Genomic DNA, 18,568 nt, shown 5'->3' with positions numbered 1-18,568 from the left:
GTCAGCCCGCCTTCCCCTGCTCGTCGTCGACGATCTCGGCGTCCACCACCTCGTCGGCCTCGTCGCCCGATCCGGATCCGGCCGCGCCGCCTCCCGTGGGGGTGCCGCTGTCCGCCCGCGACTGCTCGTACAGCGCCGTGCCGATCTTCTGGGCCGCCTGTGCCGCACGGTCCATGGCCTGGCGGACCGCCGCGGTGTCGTCGCCCTTGAGCTGTTCCTTCAGGTCGGCCAGGGCCGCCTCGGTCTCGTTCCTCGCGTCGGCCGGGACCCTGTCGGGGTTGTCGCTGATGAGCTTCTCCGTCGAGTAGACCAGTTGCTCGGCCTGGTTCCGGGTCTCCGCGGCCTCCCGGCGCCTGCGGTCGTCCTCGGCGTGCTGCTCGGCCTCGCGGACCATCCGGTCGATGTCGTCCCTCGGAAGCGCGGAACCGCCGGTGACGGTCATCTTCTGCTCCTTGCCGGTGCCCAGGTCCTTCGCCGAGACATGCATGATGCCGTTGGCGTCGATGTCGAAGGAGACCTCGATCTGCGGCACACCGCGCGGCGCCGGCGGCAGCCCCGCGAGCTCGAACATGCCGAGCTTCTTGTTGTACGCCGCGATCTCGCGCTCGCCCTGGTAGACCTGGATCTGCACGGACGGCTGGTTGTCCTCGGCCGTCGTGAAGATCTCGGAGCGCTTGGTCGGGATCGTGGTGTTGCGCTCGATCAGCTTGGTCATGATGCCGCCCTTGGTCTCGATACCGAGGGACAGCGGGGTGACGTCGAGCAGCAGGACGTCCTTGACCTCGCCCTTGAGGACACCGGCCTGGAGCGAGGCGCCCACAGCGACGACCTCGTCCGGGTTCACGCCCTTGTGCGGGTCCTTGCCGGTGAGCTCCCTGACCAGGTCGGTGACCGCCGGCATCCGGGTCGAACCGCCCACCAGGATCACGTGGTCGATGTCGGACAGCTTGATCCCGGCGTCCTTGACCGCCTGGTGGAACGGCCCCTTGCACCGCTCCAGCAGGTCGGCGGTCAGCTGCTGGAACTGGGCTCGCGTGAGCTTGTCGTCCAGGTGCAACGGGCCTTCCGCGGAGGCGGTGATGTAGGGAAGGTTGATGGTGGTCTCGCTGGACGCCGACAGCTCGATCTTCGCCTTTTCCGCCGCCTCGCGCAGCCGCTGCACGGCCATCTTGTCCTTGGACAGGTCGACGCCGTGGTGGTTCTTGAACTGTGTGACCAGGTGGTCGACGATCCGCTGGTCCCAGTCGTCGCCGCCGAGGTGTGTGTCGCCGTTGGTGGCCTTCACCTCGATGACGCCCTCCCCCATCTCGAGGAGGGACACGTCGAAGGTGCCGCCGCCCAGGTCGAAGACGAGTACGGTCTGATCGTTCTCCTTGTCCAGACCGTAGGCCAGGGCTGCGGCCGTCGGCTCGTTGATGATCCGGAGGACGTTCAGTCCCGCGATCTCACCGGCCTCCTTCGTGGCCTGCCGCTGCGTGTCGTCGAAGTACGCCGGTACGGTGATGACGGCGTCGGTGACGTCCTCGCCCAGGTACGCCTCCGCGTCCCGCTTCAGTTTCTGCAGCACGCGCGCGGAGATCTCCTGGGCGGTGTACCGCCTGCCGTCGATCTCGCCGTGCTCCGGGAACCGCCACGCGTGGTCGTCCATGTGCCGCTTGACCGAGCGCGCGGTGCGTTCCACGTTCGTGACAGCCTGCCGCTTGGCGACCTCCCCGACGAGCACCTCGCCGTTCTTGGCGAAGGCGACGACCGACGGGGTGGTCCGTGTTCCCTCGGTGTTGGTGATGACCGTGGGCTCGCCGCCCTCGAGGACCGAGACCACCGAGTTCGTCGTACCGAGGTCGATACCGACTGGACGCGCCATCTGGGCTCTCCCTCCTCGTCTCTCCCCTCCCCTGTGAGCTGCGGTTTCTGACTTGCTCACCTCTATCGATGAGTAAAACTTGAGCGGCCCCGTGTCAAGTCTGAGCGGGATCCCACGTCACCTTCGGCGAAGCAGCTCTCAGCGGACCGTCACATCGAAGACCGGTGAGGCGGTGGTGCCGCTGACGGTGCGCAGGTCGTTCCGGCCCTTCAGGCCGAGCTTGACGCCCAGCGAGTAGGTGCCGTTGCGCGCGACGGGCGCGGACGCGGGCAGGCCGACCCACGTGCCGTGCTGCTTCTGCTGCAGGGTGACCTTGCTGCCGGCCTTGAGGCCGGTCGTCCTGCCCGTGACCCGGAACAGCTGCCAGGCGCGGACGGAGGACACCGACGGTGTGGCGGTGATGCCGGCCTTGGGGGCCGGGGCCTTGGGCGCAACGGCGACGGGAGACGCGGTGTGCGTGGCCGGCGTGGCAGGGGTGGCCGCCATGGCGGTGCCTGCGAGGGCGAGGGAGGCCGCACCGAGGGCACCGACGACAACTGCGCGCAGGGAACGCCGCTTCGAGGTCATCACAGATATATCCCTTTCCATGACTGGAGGAGCTTTTCGCGCCAAAGACGCACTACATGCCGATTGGCGTGGTCACTAGAACTGACGTCACTGCGGATGCAGGGGTTCACCGACGTTGTGTCGCTGTCTTGTAACAGCCACCCTGACCGCCACCGGGAGCTCCGCCGGGCCCTGGCAGGCAGGTCGACTGTCGGTGCCCGGTCCCATACTGACGCCCATGCGGATATCGGAGAACGCGCTCAAGAGCGCATGGCACCAGCTGGCCGCAGGTTCCGACCTGCTCGACGACGCGATGCTCCCGCCCATGGGCACCTCGCCCGAACAGTACCCCCGGCGTGCAGGCGATCACGGTGCCCTCTTCCTCGTCCTGGACGACGACGGCACCGTGCGCGGCTTCCACGGTCCCTACAAGGCGTCCTTCGCCACCCGGGACCTCGACCAGGTGCTGTACTTCGCGGCGGAGGACACGGTCCACCGACTCGCCGAACACATCGTGGCTCACTCTCCGGGCCAGGGCCCGGTCGCCAAACTCGTCACCGGTCAGGCCGAGATGATGGACCGGATCGATCCCGTATGGGGAAGCAGATTCCGCGGCGGCGGCGTGGACGGTGCGCAGGCGGCGCAGCCCTGCGGGCGGGACCCGCTGGAGCGCCTCGCCTGGATCGCCGGCTCTTGGCGCGACCAGGACCCGTACACCAACCTCGCCTTCTTCCGCGGCGAGGGCGTCAGCGCCGAGGAGATCGCCCTGCTCCACGGAGCCGATCCCCGGCAGACGGCGGCCGGGACACGCCTGTCGGAGCTGCGCGCCATGGACGGCACCGGCCTCGCGTCCTGGGACCTCGCCTGGCAGACCTGCTGCTTCGGACGGGCAGGCGAGTGGGTGTTCCTGATGTACCACGAGACACCCCCCGGCGCCCGGGCCGACAGCGCGGCACTCTCCCGGCTCGGGGTCACGGAGACCGTGGAGCTGAGCGCCTGCTCCGCGAAGGCCATCTACACCTTCAGCTACCTGCGCGACGGCCGCCGCATCGACGACGGGGGTGTGGTGGAACTGATCTGGTACGACCGCGGCCGCGCCCCCTACGTCCGGGGCGGCCAACTCGACTTCCTCAACCGGGCCCTACGCCGCGCCGAACTGGACCACCCGGACGTGACCGAGGAGTTCGAGCTCTACTTCCACGCGCTGGAGACCTCCCTCGGCCTCGAACTCCCCCAGCGGGCCATCCAGGAGGGGACGGTCCGGGCCGCCCGCTGGGCGCGCAGCGGCGCTTGACACGCCCTCTCGCCGAACCGGCGCCTGTGGCCGACGCCGCCCCCTCCGCTCCTCGCTGTGCGTACGGCGACCGGGGCGCGGTTTCCAGGACGTCGGCCACCACGCAGCCGATGTTGGCCGGGCCGTCTGAGCCATGGGCGAGGGCGACGAGTTCCCGCACCGTCTGCTCCGGCTCGGTGCGTCCGTCGGCTCCGTGGCCGAGCGCCCGTATCAGCAGCGATCGGTGGGGGTGCGAGCCGGCCTGCTCGGCCTGTTCGACGACGGCCGTGCTCGCGGGCGCTCCGCCATGGAAGGGTCCTTCCGGAACCGGTGGCCGATGAGGAAGGCGGCCGGGTGCCGGCGTGCGGCGGTCTCCGTCTCGGCCTGCGCCCGGTACGCGCGGATCTCCTGGGCCGCCGGGCCGGGTTGCAGCGCGCAGACGTGCTGGATCCGGGCCAGGGGCATTCCCGGGCGCCGTAGCCAGGCGACCCTCGTGCCTGGCCGAGTTGTTCCGGTGCGTAGAGGCGGTATCCGGTCACCGGGTCGACCCGAGCGGGCGTGAGAAGGCCGAGGTCGTCGTAGCGACGCAGCGCCTTCGGCGACAGCCGGGACGCTTTCGCGAACGCCCCGATGGTCAGCAACTCCATGCTCGCTCCTCCTCGTGCCGGGCACGACGCCCCAGGTCACCGATGCTGTGGCCGGCCCCAAGGCGAAGGTCAACCGAGGGCCCGGCCGTGCCGAGCCCGGGCCGGGCGAACCGTGTTCCGAAAAGCAACCCCCGTCGGGGGAGGCCCCCGGACTTCGGGCCGCTGCCCGAACGGGCAGGGGAAGCGCTTGTGCGTGACCGAAGTCATGACTGGCCGCGCCCGGTTCCTTTCTTTAACCGTCCAGTAATTCAAGGGACCGCAAAAGGACGCCCCGCCGGACCATCCTGAGCGTAGGGAGGAGGCGTGAGAGGAGGGCGGTTGACAACGTTGGCCTGGACAGATAGCGTTCTTTTCTGCTATGAGCGTCTATTCTTGATTTGCACTCGACCAGCAAAGCCGCGGACTGTCGAAACAAAGTCGGCCATAAATTGACCGAAAACATTCGGCGCATGGTTTTCGGACCACCCGCCGGCGTCCGCGGTGCGCGACGCAACGGGGGATCACAGGATGCGACACCTCTTACGAGGTGCAGGCAGTGGCGCCGCCAGCCCTTCTGCGGGTTGCGTTCGGCCGGGAATCGTGACCGGTCGGTTACCTCGTTCTACTTTCTGTCAGGAGCCGTTCGCCGGGGTTCGGGGAATGTTCCGGCGCGCCGCCTTTGCGACAGGGTCGCCACCCTCACAAAATCTCTTTCGCACCGTCGCTCATCGCCGCCTCGTCACACGGGGAAACGAGGCGTGACCTCACTCGCGGAAAAAGAATCAAGGGGGAACCCACCATGCAGCTTTTCGGCCGTTCGAGAGAACTTCAGGTCCTGCGTGAGACGTTCACCGACAGCGCGCGGGGACACGGCCGGCTCGTGATCATCACGGGCGGCCCCGGATCCGGCAAGACCCAGCTGGTCCATGAATTCCTCGCCACGCTGAACAGCACCGATGCCCGCATACTGACCGGTACGACCTGCTCGACCGAACGACATCGGCCGATGAGCCTCGTGGGGCAGTTACTGCACAACGCCGAGGCGGAGTGCGCGGTGTCGCGCCACGCCGCCGCCGTGGACGAGACGGACGAGCGCCTCCTGCGCCTCGCCCGTGACGGGCGTCCCCTCGTCATCGCGGTGGACGACGCCCACGCCATGGACCGCGCCTCCTTGCACACGATCGTCCGGCTGCTGCGCCGAAGCCGCTCCCGGCCGGTGCTCGTCGTGTGCGCGACATCAGGGCACTTCGGCGAGACGCGCTCGCCCGCGCACACGGAGCTGCTGCGCCAGCCGCACCGCCGGGTACGCCTGGCCCCGCTGTCGGAGACGAGCGTCGGCCAGCTGCTCGCCGCCCAGGCCGGACGGACCGTGCCGGGCAACGTCAGCGGCGCCTACCACCGGGCCACCGCCGGCAGCCCCCTGCTGTTGCATGCCCTGCTGGACGACAGCACGCGCTTCGGCCCCGAGATCGGCAGGCCCGTCGCCGGCGCCGCCTACCGCCAGGCGGTGCTGTCCCTGCTGCACCGCGGCCAGGCGGGCCACATCCCGGTGGCCCGGGCACTGGCCGCGCTCGGCACCCTGGCGGGAACCGTCCCGGTCGGAGAGCTGACCGGCACCACACCGGCGGGCACCCAGGAGGCCGTCGACGCCCTCAACTCCTCGGGGCTGCTGGAGGGGTACGCCTTCCGGCACCCGACCGCGGCCGCGGCGGTCCTGGAGGACATGGACGCCGCCGCACGCACCGAGCTGCACGGGCGGACGGCGCAGATGCTGTATCGTTCCGGCGCACCCGCCGTGGAGGTGGCGCGTCACCTCCACACCGCGAACCTCGTCCCGGAGGGCTGGGGCGCGGGCATCCTGCGTGCCGCCGCGGAACAGGCGCTGGCGGCGGACGATGTGGAGCGCTGCACCGACTACCTCGGCCTGGTGCTGCGCGACTGCACCGACGACCGCGAACGCCACGCCCTGTCGGTGGCTCTCGCGCGTGCCGAGTGGCGCACCAACCCGGCAGCCGCCGGCCCTCACCTGGAACCCCTGCGCGAGGCCGCGCTCAACGGCGACCTGAGCATGCGCGACACCGCCACCGTCCTGCGCTACATGCTGTGGCGGGGCGACACCGAACTGGCCGCCCAGGCCGTTGCCAGCCTCGTCCACGCGCAGTCGCCCGCCGACGCCCAGATCGTCGCCGAGGTGGAATTCGTACGCCAGTGGTTCTACGGCGTGGCCCTCCCCGGCAGGGGCGCGCCGGTGGCCGGCCTCGACCCGCGCCGCCCCGTGCGTGCCGACACCGGCGGACTGGGCGCCCGGGTGGCGGCGCTCATCGGCGGCGAGGCCACCGACGAGTCGGCGGCGGCCGTCGCCCAGGCGCTCCAGGGGCACCAACTGGACCACCTGAACCTGGAGTTGGTCGCGATGTCGCTCCTCGCGATCGCGCACGCGGACCGGCCCGCGCTCGCCGCCGAGGCCTGCGAGGCACTGCTGGAGTGCGCCGTGGAACGCCGGGCGACGACCTGGCAGGCCGTACTCGGCAGCATCCGGGCCGAGATCGCCCTGCTCCAGGGAGACGTGACCACCGCCTCGCACGGCGCGCTCGCCGCGCTCGGCATCCTGCGCGCCCCGAGCTGGGGGGTGCTCATCGGCCTGCCGCTGGCGACGGCGATCACCGCGCACACCGCCAGGGGGTCCTACGCCGAGGCCGAGGAACTGCTCGGTCACGACGTCCCCGAGCCGATGTTCCGCACCGTGTTCGGCATCCAGTACCTGCGGGCCCGCGGTCACCACTATCTGGCCACCGACCGGCCCTTCGCGGCGCTCAACGACTTCGAGACCTGCGGACGGCTGCTGCGGGAAGGCAACCCCAGTCTGCAGAAGGGCATCCCCTGGCGGTCCGACCTGGCCCTGGCCAACCTGCGGATCGGCAAGGCCCGTACGGCCCGGGAGTGGGCCGAGGAGCAGCTGCGGCTGCCCGGGGGCCACAGTTCCCGGGCCCGGGCCATGGCGCTGCGCCTGCTCGCCGCGACCTGCAAGCCGCACCGCCGGGCCTCCCTGCTGCACGAGTCCATCGACCTGCTCAAGGCCTGCGGTGACCGGTACGCGCTGGCCCAGGCGTACGCCGATCTGTCCGCGGCGCACTATGAGCTGGGCGAGTACGCCCGGGCCAGGCTGGTGGCGCGGCAGGCGGCAGGGGAGGCCGAGGCCTGCCAGATCGAGTCGCCGGTCGACGCCCACCTGCTGGAGGATCCGGTACGGCCGGAGAGCTCCGAGTCCGACGCCGGCCCCGCCATCCTGAGCGACGCGGAGTGCCGGGTCGCCGGGCTGGCCGCGCTCGGGTACACCAACCGGGAGATCAGCGCCCGCCTCCACGTCACCATCAGCACGGTGGAGCAGCACCTCACCCGGGTCTACCGCAAGCTGAACGTGGCCAGCCGTTCGGAGCTGCCGTCGAAGATGCTGGAGCACCGCATCCCGAAGCTGTCGGACCGCTGGGCAAGTACGCATTCGTCCACGGGCTGAGAGCGCTCCCTGTCTTCGTGCCCGTTCTGAGAGCGCTCCATCCGCTCGTCCGTGAAGCGGGGCGCGGCCCCACCGGTGAGACCATCCGGTGGGGCCGCGCCCTGTCGTCCGCCTGCGCACGACTCAGCCGATGCTGCCGAGCTCGTCGTCCAGAATGCTGAACAGCTCGTCCGCCGTGGCGCTCTCCAGGCCCGTGGCGCCGCTGTGCCCGCTGCCGTTCTCCCGCGCCTGCCCGGTCCCGTCCCATCGTGCGCTGAGGGCACGCAGCCGGGCGGCCACCCGGGCCCGCTGCTCCTCGTCGTACGCGGAGGAGTCCAGCGCGGCCCCCAAGGTCGCCTCCAGACGGACCACTTCGGCCTCGATGTCGACGACGCCGTCGGATGCCGCCAGGCCCAGTTCCTCGAAGAGGTACCGGGCGAGGGCGTCGGAGGTCGGGTGGTCGAAGGTGAGCGTGGTGGACAGCCGCAGGCCGGTGTCGGCGCTGAGCCGGTTGCGCAGCTCCAGGGCGGCCAGCGAGTCCACGCCCAGCTCGCCCAGGGGGCGCTCGGGGTCGACGGCGCCGGACGAGCCGTGCCCGAGGACGTCGGCGACGTGTCCGCACACCGTCTCCACCAGCGCCTTGCGGGCATCGGCGGCCCCGAGCCGGGCCAGCCGCTGCGCCAGCGACTCGGCGGACGCCGGGGCCACGGCGGCCGCGTGTGCGGTGCGGCGCACGGCCGCCGGGGCAAGTGCCCGTACGAGGGCCGGGGCGTCCTCGGTGACCTGGACGCGCACCGGCAGCAGCAGCGCCCGGTCGGCGGCGCGGGCGTCGTCGTCCGCGGTCAGCGCCCGGTCGAACAGCGCCAGCGCCCGGTCGGCGGGCAGCGGAAGGATGCCGTCGCGGGCCAGCCGGCGCAGCTCGGTCTCGCCGAGCCCCGCCGCCATGCCCTCCCCCGTGTCCCACAGGCCCCAGCCCAGCGAGAGGGCCGGGAGTCCCTCGGCGCGGCGCCGCCCGGCCAGGGCGTCCAGGAAGGCGTTCGCTGCGGCGTAGTTGGCCTGCCCCGCCGCGCCCAGGGTGCCGGCGGCGGAGGAGAACAGCACGAACGCGGCCGGGCCGAGGTCGCGGGTCAGCTCGTGCAGGTGCCAGGCGGCATCGGTCTTGGGCCGCATGACCGCCTCCAGCCTCTCGGGGGTGAGGTCGCAGAGCAGCCCGTCGTCCAGGACGCCCGCGGCGTGCACCACGGCGGTCAGCGGGTGCTCGGCCGGAACGGACCGCACCAGTGCGGCGAGCGCCGCCCGGTCGGTGACGTCGCAGGCCGCGACGGTCACCGTCGCGCCCAGGGCGGCCAGGTCGTCCAGGGCGCCGGGTTCGCGCAGGCGCCCGTCGCGGCCGGCCAGCAGCAGATGGCGTACGCCGTGCCGGGTGACCAGGTGCCGGGCCAGCAGCCGGCCGAGGCTGCCGGTGCCGCCGGTGACGAGGACGGTGCCGTCCGGGTCCAGGGCCGGGGCCCCGCCCTGCCCGGCGTCGGCGGTCCTGGCCAGTTCCGGCACGTACACCGTGCCCGCCCGCAGGGCGAGTTCGGGCGCACCGGTGGCGACGGCGGCCGGCAGCGCGGCGGCCGAGGCGGGGTCGTCGTCGGTGTCGACGAGCACGAGCCGGCCGGGATGCTCGACGGCGGCCGCCCGCACCATGCCCCAGATCACGGCCTGCGCCGGGTCGGGCGCGGTACCGGCGTGGACGGCGACGGCGGACCGGGTCAGGACGACCAGCGGCTCGGCGTCCGGCTCCGGGGTGCCGGTGAGGTGCTGTTGCAGCGCGGTCAGGGCCCGTACGGCGGTCCGGCGGGCCGTTGTCGGCAGGTCGGCGCCAGGGTCGTCGTCCGCGGTGAGGGCGAGGGTGTCGGGCGCGGGCATGGAGCCGTCCGCGGTGACCGGCAGCGCGGTCCACCGCACCCGGAACAGGTCGCCGGGTGCGGGTGTGGCCGCGGTCAGCTGCTCGGCGGTCACCTGGCGGATGCGCAGCGACGTCACCTGGGCCACGGGCGTCCCCGTACCGTCGTACAGGCGCAGGGTCATGTGGTCGGTGCCGTGCGGGGTGAGGCGCAGCCGCACCGCCGTGGCGCCGGTCGCGTACAGCGTGACGCCCTCCCAGGAGAAGGGCAGGGTCATGACGGCCGGGTCCTGGCCGTCGAGCAGGTCGATGGCGTGCAGCGTGGAGTCGAGCAGTGCCGGGTGCAGTCCGAAGCCGTCGGCCGCGTCGGCGTCGGGCAGGGCGAGTTCGGCCCATACCTCCTCGCCGAGCCGCCATGCCCCGCGCAGGCAGCGGAACGAGGGGCCGTAGTGGTAGCCCTGTTCGGCCAGGTGGTCGTAGGTGCCGGTGACGTCCACGGGTACGGCTCCCGCCGGCGGCCACTCGGCCACGGCGGCCGGTTCGGGTGTGGTGTGCGGGGCGAGGACACCGGTGGCATGCCGGGTCCACTCGCCGTCCGCGCCCTCCGGGCGGGCGTGCACCGTCAGCCGGCGGCGCCCGTCGGCGTCGGGGGCCGTGGTGACCACCTGGAGGTGGACGGCGCCGTGCCCGGGCAGGACCAGGGGCCGTTCCAGGGTGAGTTCCTCCACCTGCGGGCAGTGGGTGCGGTCGCCGGCCCGGACGGCCAGTTCGACGAAGGCGCTGCCGGGGACGAGGACGACGTCCGCGACCGCGTGGTCGGCGAGCCAGGGGTGGGTGGCCAGGGACAGCCGGCCGGTCAGGGCCACCCGGTCGTCGTCGGCCAGCTCCAGGGCGGCGCCGAGCATCGGGTGCCCGGCCGGCGCCTGGCCCAGCCCGCCCGCGTCGGTGGCGGCTCCGGGCGCGTCGTCCAGCCACAGCCGCCGGCGCTGGAAGGCGTAGGTCGGCAGGTCGGTGCGGCGGGCGCCGGTGCCGGCGAACACCCGCTGCCAGTCGATGGCGAGACCGCGCACATGGATGGTACCGAGCAGGCTCGCGAAGGCCCGCTCCTCGTCGCGGTCACGGCGCAGGGCCGGGACGAACGCCGACTGCTCCGCATCGGCGACGGCGTGCGTACCCATGGCCGACAGGACGGCGTCGGGGCCGAGTTCGAGGAAGGAGCGCACTCCGTCCGCCTCCAGTGTGCGGACCCCGTCGCCGACGCGAACCGCCTCACGGACGTGCCGGACCCAGTACTCGGGTGCGCACAGCTCGTCCTCGGTGGCGCGCGTTCCGGTCACGTTGGAGACGACGGGGATCGCGGGCGGCGCGTAGCGCAGCTCTCGGGCGGTCTTCTCGAACTCCGCCAGCATCGGGTCCATCAGCGGGGAGTGGAAGGCGTGGCTGACCCGCAGCCGCTTGGTGCGGCGGCCGCCGAGGGCCTCGGCGACGGCGTCCACGGCGGCCTCGGTACCGGAGACGACGACGGCGCGCGGGCCGTTGACGGCCGCGACGGACACCTCGGGACCGAGGTGGGGCAGCACCTCGTCCTCGGCGGCGTCGACGGCGAGCATCGCGCCCCCGGCGGGCAGCGCCTGCATCAGCCGGCCCCGCGCGGCGACGAGCCGGGCGGCGTCCGCCAGGTCCCACACGCCGGCGACGTGCGCGGCGGTCAGTTCACCGATGGAGTGGCCGGCCAGCCAGTCCGGGCGGACGCCGTAGGCCTGAAGGAGCCGGTACAGGGCGGTCTCCACGGCGAACAGGGCGCACTGTGTGTAGAGGGTCTGGTCGAGCAGGCCGGCCTCCTCGGTGCCGGGTTCGGCCCACATCACGTCCCGCAGCGGGCGGTCGAGGTGGGCGTCGAGTGCCCGGCAGACCTCGTCCAGGGGCTGCCGGAAGGCGGGGTGGGCGGCGTACAGACCGCGGCCCATGCCCGTGCGCTGGGCGCCCTGGCCGGTGAAGAGGAAGGCGGCCTTGCCTCCGGCGGGCCGGCCACGCACCACCGTGTCGGTGGCGGCGGAGTCGGCCAACGCGGCGAGTCCTGCGAGGAGTTCGGCTCGGTCGCGGGCGACGACCGCTGCCCGGTGGGTGAGGGCGGCGCGGCCCGTGGCCAGGGAGTGGGCGAGGTCGGGCAGGGGCCGGTCGGCGACCGCGCGCAGGCGTGCGGCCTGGGCGGCCAGCGCCTCGGGGGAGGCTCCGGAGATCACGAGCGGCACGAGCGGAGCCGACGCCGGTTCCGTGTCGGGCGCGGGCTGTTCGGCGGGGGCCTCTTCGAGGATCGTGTGTACGTTGGTGCCGCTGATGCCGAAGGAGGACACACCGGCCCGACGTGGGCGGTCCGTCGCCGGCCAGGCCCGTTCCTCGGTCAGCAGACGCACGTTGCCGGTGTCCCAGTCGACCTTCGTGGACGGCGTGTCCACGTGGAGCGTCTTCGGCAGGACGCCGTGGCGCATCGCCATCACCATCTTGATGACCCCCGCCACACCGGCCGCGGCCTGCGTGTGCCCGATGTTCGACTTCACCGACCCCAGCCACAACGGCTCACCGGAAGACCGGTCCTGCCCGTACGTGGCCAGCAACGCCTGCGCCTCGATCGGGTCACCCAGCGTCGTACCCGTCCCGTGCGCCTCCACCACATCCACATCCGCGGCCGACACACGCGCCGCCGCCAGCGCCTGCCGGATCACCCGCTGCTGCGACGGACCGTTCGGCGCCGTCAGACCGTTCGACGCACCATCCTGATTGACCGCCGAACCACGGACCACCGCCAGCACGGGATGCCCGTTGCGCCGCGCGTCGCTCAACCGCTCCAGCACGAGCAGCCCGGCACCCTCGGACAGCGCCGTGCCGTCCGCGGCGTCGGCGAAGGACTTGGCGTGGCCGTCGGCGGCGAGGTTGCGCTGCCTGCTGAAGTCCACGAACGTGTCGACGGTCGACATCACGGAGACACCGCCGGCCAGCGCCAGCGTGCACTCCCCCTGCCGGAGCGCCTGCGCGGCCAGGTGCAGCGCCACCAGGGACGACGAGCACGCCGTGTCGACGGTGAGCGTGGGGCCCTCCAGACCGAGGGCGTAGGCGACCCGGCCGGAGGCCACACTGCCGAGGCTGCCGTTGCCGAGGTGGTCGCGCACGGACTCGGGGACGTGGTGCAGCCGGCTGCCGTAGTCGTGGTACATGACGCCGGCGAAGACGCCGGTGCGGCTGCCGCGCACGGAGTGCGGGTCGATGCCGGCCCGCTCCAGCGCCTCCCAGGAGGTCTCCAGCAGCAGCCGCTGCTGCGGGTCCATGGCCAGCGCCTCGCGCGGACCGATGCCGAAGAAGTCGGGGTCGAAGTCGGCGGCGTCGTACAGGAATCCGCCCGACCGGGTGGAGGAGTGGCCGGCCTTGCCCGGTTCGGGGTCGTACAGCCCGTCCAGGTCCCAGCCGCGGTCGGTGGGGAAGGCGCCGATGCCGTCGCCGCCGTCGGCCAGCAGCCGCCACAGCTCCTCGGGGGTGCTGACGCCGCCGGGGTAGCGGCAGGCCATGGCGACGATGGCGACGGGCTCGTCCACGCCCTGTACGGCGGCTTCGGGGGTGGCCTCGGCCTGCGCGCCGAAGAGTTCGGTCCGCAGGTGTCCCACGAGCGCGTCCGCGTCGGGGTAGTCGAAAACGAGGGTGGCCGGCAGGCGCAGGCCGACCGCGTTGCCGAGGCGGTTGCGCAGTTCCACCGCGGTCAGCGAGTCGAAGCCCACCTCGCGGAACGAGCGGCGTGGATCGAGCGTCATGTCGCTGCCGTGTCCGAGTACGGCGGCGACATGGGTGCGGACCAGTTCCATGAGGGCCGCGTCGCGTTCGGCGGGGCCGAGGGCGGCCAGCCGGTCGGCGGGCGACGCGGAGCCCGGGCGGGAGGCAGCGGTGCGGCGGGTGCGCTCGGGTACCAGACCGCGCAGCACCGGCGGGATGTCGGTGGCGCGGCGCAGGACGGTCAGGTCCAGGCCGACCGGGAGCAGCAACGGCTCGTCGGCGGCCAGGGCGGCATCGAGCAGGCGCAGGCCGTGCTCGGTGGGCAGGGGGCGGACGCCGGCGCGTGCCATGCGTGCCACGTCGGCGTCGGTCAAGTGGGCGGTCAGTCCGGTCCGCTGCTCCCAGAAGCCCCAGGCCAGCGAGTGCGCGGGCAGGCCGTGGTGCCTGCGGTGGGCGGCCAGGGCGTCGAGGAAGGCGTTGGCGGCGGCGTAGCCGGACTGTCCGGCGCCGTCGACGGTGCCGGCGGCGGAGGAGAACAGGACGAACGCGGCGAGGCCGAGGTCCCGCGTCAGCTCGTGCAGGTGCCAGGCGGCGTCCGCCTTGGGGCGCAGTACGGCGTCCAGGCGGTCCGGCGTCTGGTCGGTGACCAGTCCGTCGTCCAGGACTCCGGCGAGGTGGACCACCGCGGTGAGCGGGCGGTCGGCCGGCACCTCGGCGAGGAGCCGGGCCAGTTGTTCGCGGTCGGCGGCGTCACAGCGGGCGACGACGATCTCGGCATCCAGGCCGGCGAAGTCGTCGGCGGCGGTGCCGCTGCGCCCGGCCAGCACCAGGCGGCGCACTCCGTGCTCGGCGACCAGGTGCCGGGCGACGAGGGCCCCGAGCACGCCGGTGCCGCCGGTGATGAGCACGGTGCCGTCCGGGTCGAGTGACGGCGGCCGGCCGTCCGGCGTGACGCGGGCGAGCCGGGGCACGCTGACCGCCCCGTCGCGCAGCACCAGTTGGCTCTCACCGCTCGCCGCGGCGGCGGCCACCGCGGCAGGAACGTCGCCGCCGTCGCAGTCCACGAGCACGAACCGTCCGGGGTGCTCGCCCTGCGCGGCCCGGACGAGGCCCCACACGGCGGCGGCCGCCAGGTCGGTGACGTCCTCCTCCCCCGCCGCCACGGCGCCCCGGGTGAGCACCAACAGCCGTGCGGGCGCGGTGCGTTCGTCGGCCAGCCAGTCCTGCACGGAGGCCAGAACCCGCGCGGCCGCCCGGCGGGCACCTGCGACCGGGTCGTCCTCGCCGACCTGCAGCACCGCCCACGGCGGAACGGTGTCCAGCCCGGCCAGACCTCGTTCGTCCAGGACGGCGTACTCGGGTGCGGGCGTCTCGGGCACGGGCAGGGCCGGCCAGTGCAGGCGGTACAGGTCGTCGAGGGGCGCGGTCGGCGTGAGGGCGGCCGGGTCGACGGGCCGGGAGACCAGGCCCTCTGCCTCGGCGACGGGGGCACCCGTGGGGTCGGCCAGTTGGAGGACGAGCGGTTCCGTGCCGTGCAGCCTGACCCGCAGCGCGGTGGCACCGGCGGCGTACAGCGACACCCCGGTCCAGGCGAAGGGCAGCCGTGTGGTGTCCTGGCCGTCGGTGCCGAGGCCGTCGGCGTGCAGGGCGGCGTCGAACAGGGCCGGGTGGAGGGCGAAACCCTCGGGCTCGACGGGCAGTTCGACCTCGGCGAAGGTCTCGTCGCCGCGCCGCCAGACCGCGCGCAGGCCCTGGAAGGCGGGCCCGTACTCGTAGCCGAGGGCAGCAAGGTGGCCGTAGGCGTCCTCGACGGGTACCGGCTCCGCGCCCTGGGGCGGCCAGGCCGTCAGGTCGAAGCCGGGCACGGCGGTCTGCGGGGCGAGCAGGCCGGTGGCGTGCGGCGTCCAGGCGGTGTCCTCGGCGTGCTCGGGGCGGGAGTGGACCGTCAGAGCGCGGTGTCCGGTGTCGTCGGCGGCGGCCACGTGCACCTGGAGCTGGACCGCGCCACGGTCGGGCAGCACCAGGGGTGCCTGGAGGGTGAGTTCGGCGAGGTGGCCGCAGCCCAGGTCGTGTCCGGCGCCGAGCGCCAGCTCGACCAGGGCGGTGCCGGGCAGCAGGGTGGTGCCGGAGACGGCGTGGTCGGCCAGCCAGGGTGCGGTGGCGGTGGAAAGGCGGCCGGTGAACAGGGTGCCGCCCTCGGCGACCGGGACGGCGGCGCCCAGCAGCGGGTGGCCGGTGGGCCGGAGTCCGGCGGCGGTGACGTCGCCGGCGGTTGCGGACCGGCCCAGCCAGTACCGCTCGCGCTGGAAGGCGTAGGTGGGCAGGTCGGCGGGGCGTACCGGCATGCCGCTGAACACGGCCGGCCAGTCGACCGGGACGCCCGCGACGAAGGCCTCGCCGAGGGCGGCCAGGACCCGTTCGGGGCCGCCGTCGTCGCGGCGCAGCGAGCCGAGGCCGGTGACGGGGGTGCCGGCGGCGTCGGCGGTCTCCTCGATGCTGTGCAGCAGCACGGGGTGCGGGCTGCACTCGACGAACACGCCGTACCCGGCGTCGAGCAGGGTGCGGGTGGTCGGCTCGAACAGCACGCTCTGCCGGAGGTTGGTGTACCAGTAGCCGGCGTCCAGGCCGGTGGTGTCGGTACGGGCGCCGGTGACGGTGGAGTAGAACGGCACGTCGGCGGGCCGGGCCTGGATGCCCGCCAGGTCGGCGAGCAGCCGTTCCCGGATGGACTCGACGTGGGCGCTGTGCGAGGCGTAGTCCACCGGGAGCCGCTTGGCACGGTCGCCGCCGCTCACGATGGTCTCGCGCAGTTCGTCGAGGGCGTCGGCGTCGCCGGACAGCACCACGGAGGCGGTGCCGTTGACGGCGGCCACCGCGACACGGCCGTCGAAGCGGGCGACGAGGTCGCGCACCCGGGCCTCGGGCAGGGCCACCGACATCATGCCGCCGCGCCCGGAGAGTTCCCGGGCGATGGCCTGGCTGCGCAGGGCCACGACGCGGGCGCCGTCGGCCAGGGAGAGCGCGCCGGCCACGCAGGCGGCGGCGATCTCGCCCTGGGAGTGGCCGATGACGGCGGCGGGCCGGATCCCGTGCGCGCGCCACACCTCGGCGAGCGACACCATGATCGCCCACAGCGCGGGCTGTACGACGTCCACCCGCTCCAGCGGCCGGCGCGCCCGGACGGTGTCGAGGAGGTCCCAGTCGGTGACGGGCGCGAGCGCGGCGGCGCAGTCGGCCATCGTGGCGGCGAACACCGGTGAGGAGTCGAGCAGGTCGGCGGCCATGCCGGTCCACTGGGAGCCCTGGCCGGGGAAGACGAAGGCGATGCGGGACTCCCCGGCCGGCCTGCCGCGCACCACGTTCGGTGCGGTGCCGCCGTCGGCGAGGGCGGTCAGCCCCGTGGTGAGCGCGGACAGGTCGGCGCCGGTGACGACGGCCCGCGCGTCCAGTGCGGCGCGCCCGGTGGCGAGGGTGTGGGCGACGTCGGGCAGGGGGTCGGTGCCGGCGGTGAGGTGGCCGAGGAGGAGGCGGGCCTGGGCGGCGAGGCCCTGTTCGTCCTTGCCGGACAGCACCAGCGGGAGCGGTCCGGTCCAGGCGGGTTCCTCGGTGCGCGGCTCGGGGGCGGGGGCGGCCTCGACGATGACGTGGGCGTTGGTGCCGCTGATCCCGAAGGACGACACGGCGGCGCGGCGGGGCTCGCCGTCCCGCACGGGCCAGTCGCGGGCCTGCCTGAGCAGTTCGACGGCGCCGGCCTCCCAGTCGACCTGGGAGGTGGGGTGTTCGGCGTGCAGCGTCCTGGGCAGCCGGCCGTGCCGCATCGCCATCACCATCTTGATGACCCCCGCGACACCGGCGGCGGCCTGCGTGTGCCCGATGTTCGACTTCACCGAGCCCAGCCACAGCGGCTCACCGGCGGGCCGGTCCTGCCCGTAGGTGGCCAGCAGCGCCTGCGCCTCGATCGGGTCGCCCAGCGGGGTGCCGGTGCCGTGGGCCTCGACGGCGTGCACCTGGTGGGGTTCCAGGTGGGCGTTGGCGAGGGCCGCGCGGATGACGCGCTGCTGGGAGGGGCCGTTGGGGGCGGTCAGGCCATTGGAGGCGCCGTCCTGGTTGACGGCGGTGCCGCGCACCACGGCCAGCACGCGGTGGCCGTTGCGGCGGGCGTCGCTGAGCCGTTCCAGCAGGAGCAGTCCCACGCCCTCGCCCCAGCCGGTGCCGTCGGCGCCCTCGGCGAAGGACTTGCAGCGGCCGTCCAGCGCGAGGCCGCGCTGGCGGGAGAAGTCGACGAAGGTGTCGGGGGTGGACATCACCGTCACACCGCCGGCGAGAGCGAGGCTGCACTCCCCCGTGCGCAGTGCCTGCACCGCGAGGTGGAGGGCGACGAGCGAGGAGGAGCACGCGGTGTCGACGGTGACGGCGGGCCCTTCCAGGCCGAGGATGTAGGAGACGCGTCCGGAGGCGACGCTGCCCAGGTTGCCGTTGCCGAGGTAGCCCTCCACGCCCTCGGGCACCTCGGTGAGCCAGCTGCCGTAGTCGTGGTACATGACGCCCGCGTAGATGCCGGTGCGGCTGCCACGCAGGCTGTGCGGGTCGATGCCGGCGCGTTCGAGTGCCTCCCAGGCGGTCTCCAGCAGCAGCCGCTGCTGCGGGTCCATGGCGAGGGCCTCGCGCGGGCTGATGCCGAAGAAACCGGGGTCGAACTGCGGGGCGTCGTAGAGGAACCCGCCCTCGCGCACATGGGTCTTTCCGGGGGTGTCGGGGTCGGGGTCGTAGATGCCCTCGACGTCCCAGCCGCGGTCGGAGGGGAAGTCGCCCACGGCGTCCGTGCCGGTGTCGACCAGCCGCCACAGCTGCTCGGGGGTGCTGACGCCGCCGGGGTAGCGGCAGCTCATCGCGACGATCGCGACGGGCTCCTGCGCCGCCTCGGCGATCCGTTCGTTCTGCCCGCGCAGCCGCTCGTTCTCGAGCAATGACTCGCGCAGCGCCTCGACGATCTGCTCGACGGATGTGTCCACGGTCGGTGTCGCTCCCTGCTGGCTCGGCGGCGCTGGTGACGCGGTGGAGGGTGCGCCGGAACGGGTGGCCCGGTGCCGGACGCGGCGCGTCGTCCGGCACCGGG

At 73.4% G+C, this 18,568-nt stretch carries 5 protein-coding genes and 1 pseudogene; 2 read left to right on the top strand and 4 right to left on the bottom strand.

Going from position 1 to position 18,568, the window contains the following annotated elements; genetic code table 11:
* Position 1 precedes the first annotated feature (1 nt).
* Positions 2-1,864, bottom strand: coding sequence for a molecular chaperone DnaK (gene dnaK / locus ACZ7HQ_RS27445; RefSeq protein ID WP_470995083.1), 1,863 nt, complete (start codon positions 1,862-1,864; stop codon positions 2-4).
* A 138-nt stretch (positions 1,865-2,002) separates the two neighbouring features.
* Complete coding sequence (locus ACZ7HQ_RS27440; protein ID WP_470995080.1) at positions 2,003-2,431, bottom strand: hypothetical protein; 429 nt, start codon at positions 2,429-2,431, stop codon at positions 2,003-2,005.
* Positions 2,432-2,648: 217 nt separating this feature from the next.
* On the opposite strand from ACZ7HQ_RS27440, the gene ACZ7HQ_RS27435 reads away from it, so the two are divergent.
* Entirely contained in the window at positions 2,649-3,704 is a 1,056-nt protein-coding gene (locus ACZ7HQ_RS27435) for a hypothetical protein (protein WP_470995077.1), read from the top strand.
* Positions 3,705-3,989: 285 nt separating this feature from the next.
* Here ACZ7HQ_RS27435 and ACZ7HQ_RS27430 read toward each other — a convergent pair.
* A pseudogene (locus ACZ7HQ_RS27430) lies at positions 3,990-4,330 on the bottom strand (MerR family transcriptional regulator); the annotation flags it as partial.
* Positions 4,331-5,108: 778 nt separating this feature from the next.
* Here ACZ7HQ_RS27430 and ACZ7HQ_RS27425 point away from each other — a divergent pair.
* Entirely contained in the window at positions 5,109-7,823 is a 2,715-nt protein-coding gene (locus tag ACZ7HQ_RS27425) for an AAA family ATPase (RefSeq protein WP_470995074.1), read from the top strand.
* A 123-nt stretch (positions 7,824-7,946) separates the two neighbouring features.
* Here the strand turns inward: ACZ7HQ_RS27425 and ACZ7HQ_RS27420 are convergent, their stop codons facing one another.
* The gene (locus tag ACZ7HQ_RS27420) at positions 7,947-18,464 is read right to left on the bottom strand and encodes an SDR family NAD(P)-dependent oxidoreductase (protein ID WP_470995071.1); all 10,518 of its coding nucleotides are present in this window, start codon (positions 18,462-18,464) and stop codon (positions 7,947-7,949) included.
* Positions 18,465-18,568 lie beyond the last annotated feature (104 nt).

Source organism: Streptomyces sp. NPDC037290 (assembly GCF_055603245.1).
This window is presented reverse-complemented; position numbering and strand designations above follow the sequence as displayed.

Bases quoted from the DNA above. Each gene is read 5' to 3' on its own strand.
- dnaK (WP_470995083.1), bottom strand. From the start codon at position 1,864: ATGGCGCGTCCAGTCGGTATCGACCTCGGTACGACGAACTCGGTGGTC.
- ACZ7HQ_RS27440 (WP_470995080.1), bottom strand. From the start codon at position 2,431: ATGACCTCGAAGCGGCGTTCCCTGCGCGCAGTTGTCGTCGGTGCCCTC.
- ACZ7HQ_RS27435 (WP_470995077.1), top strand. From the start codon at position 2,649: ATGCGGATATCGGAGAACGCGCTCAAGAGCGCATGGCACCAGCTGGCC.
- ACZ7HQ_RS27425 (WP_470995074.1), top strand. From the start codon at position 5,109: ATGCAGCTTTTCGGCCGTTCGAGAGAACTTCAGGTCCTGCGTGAGACG.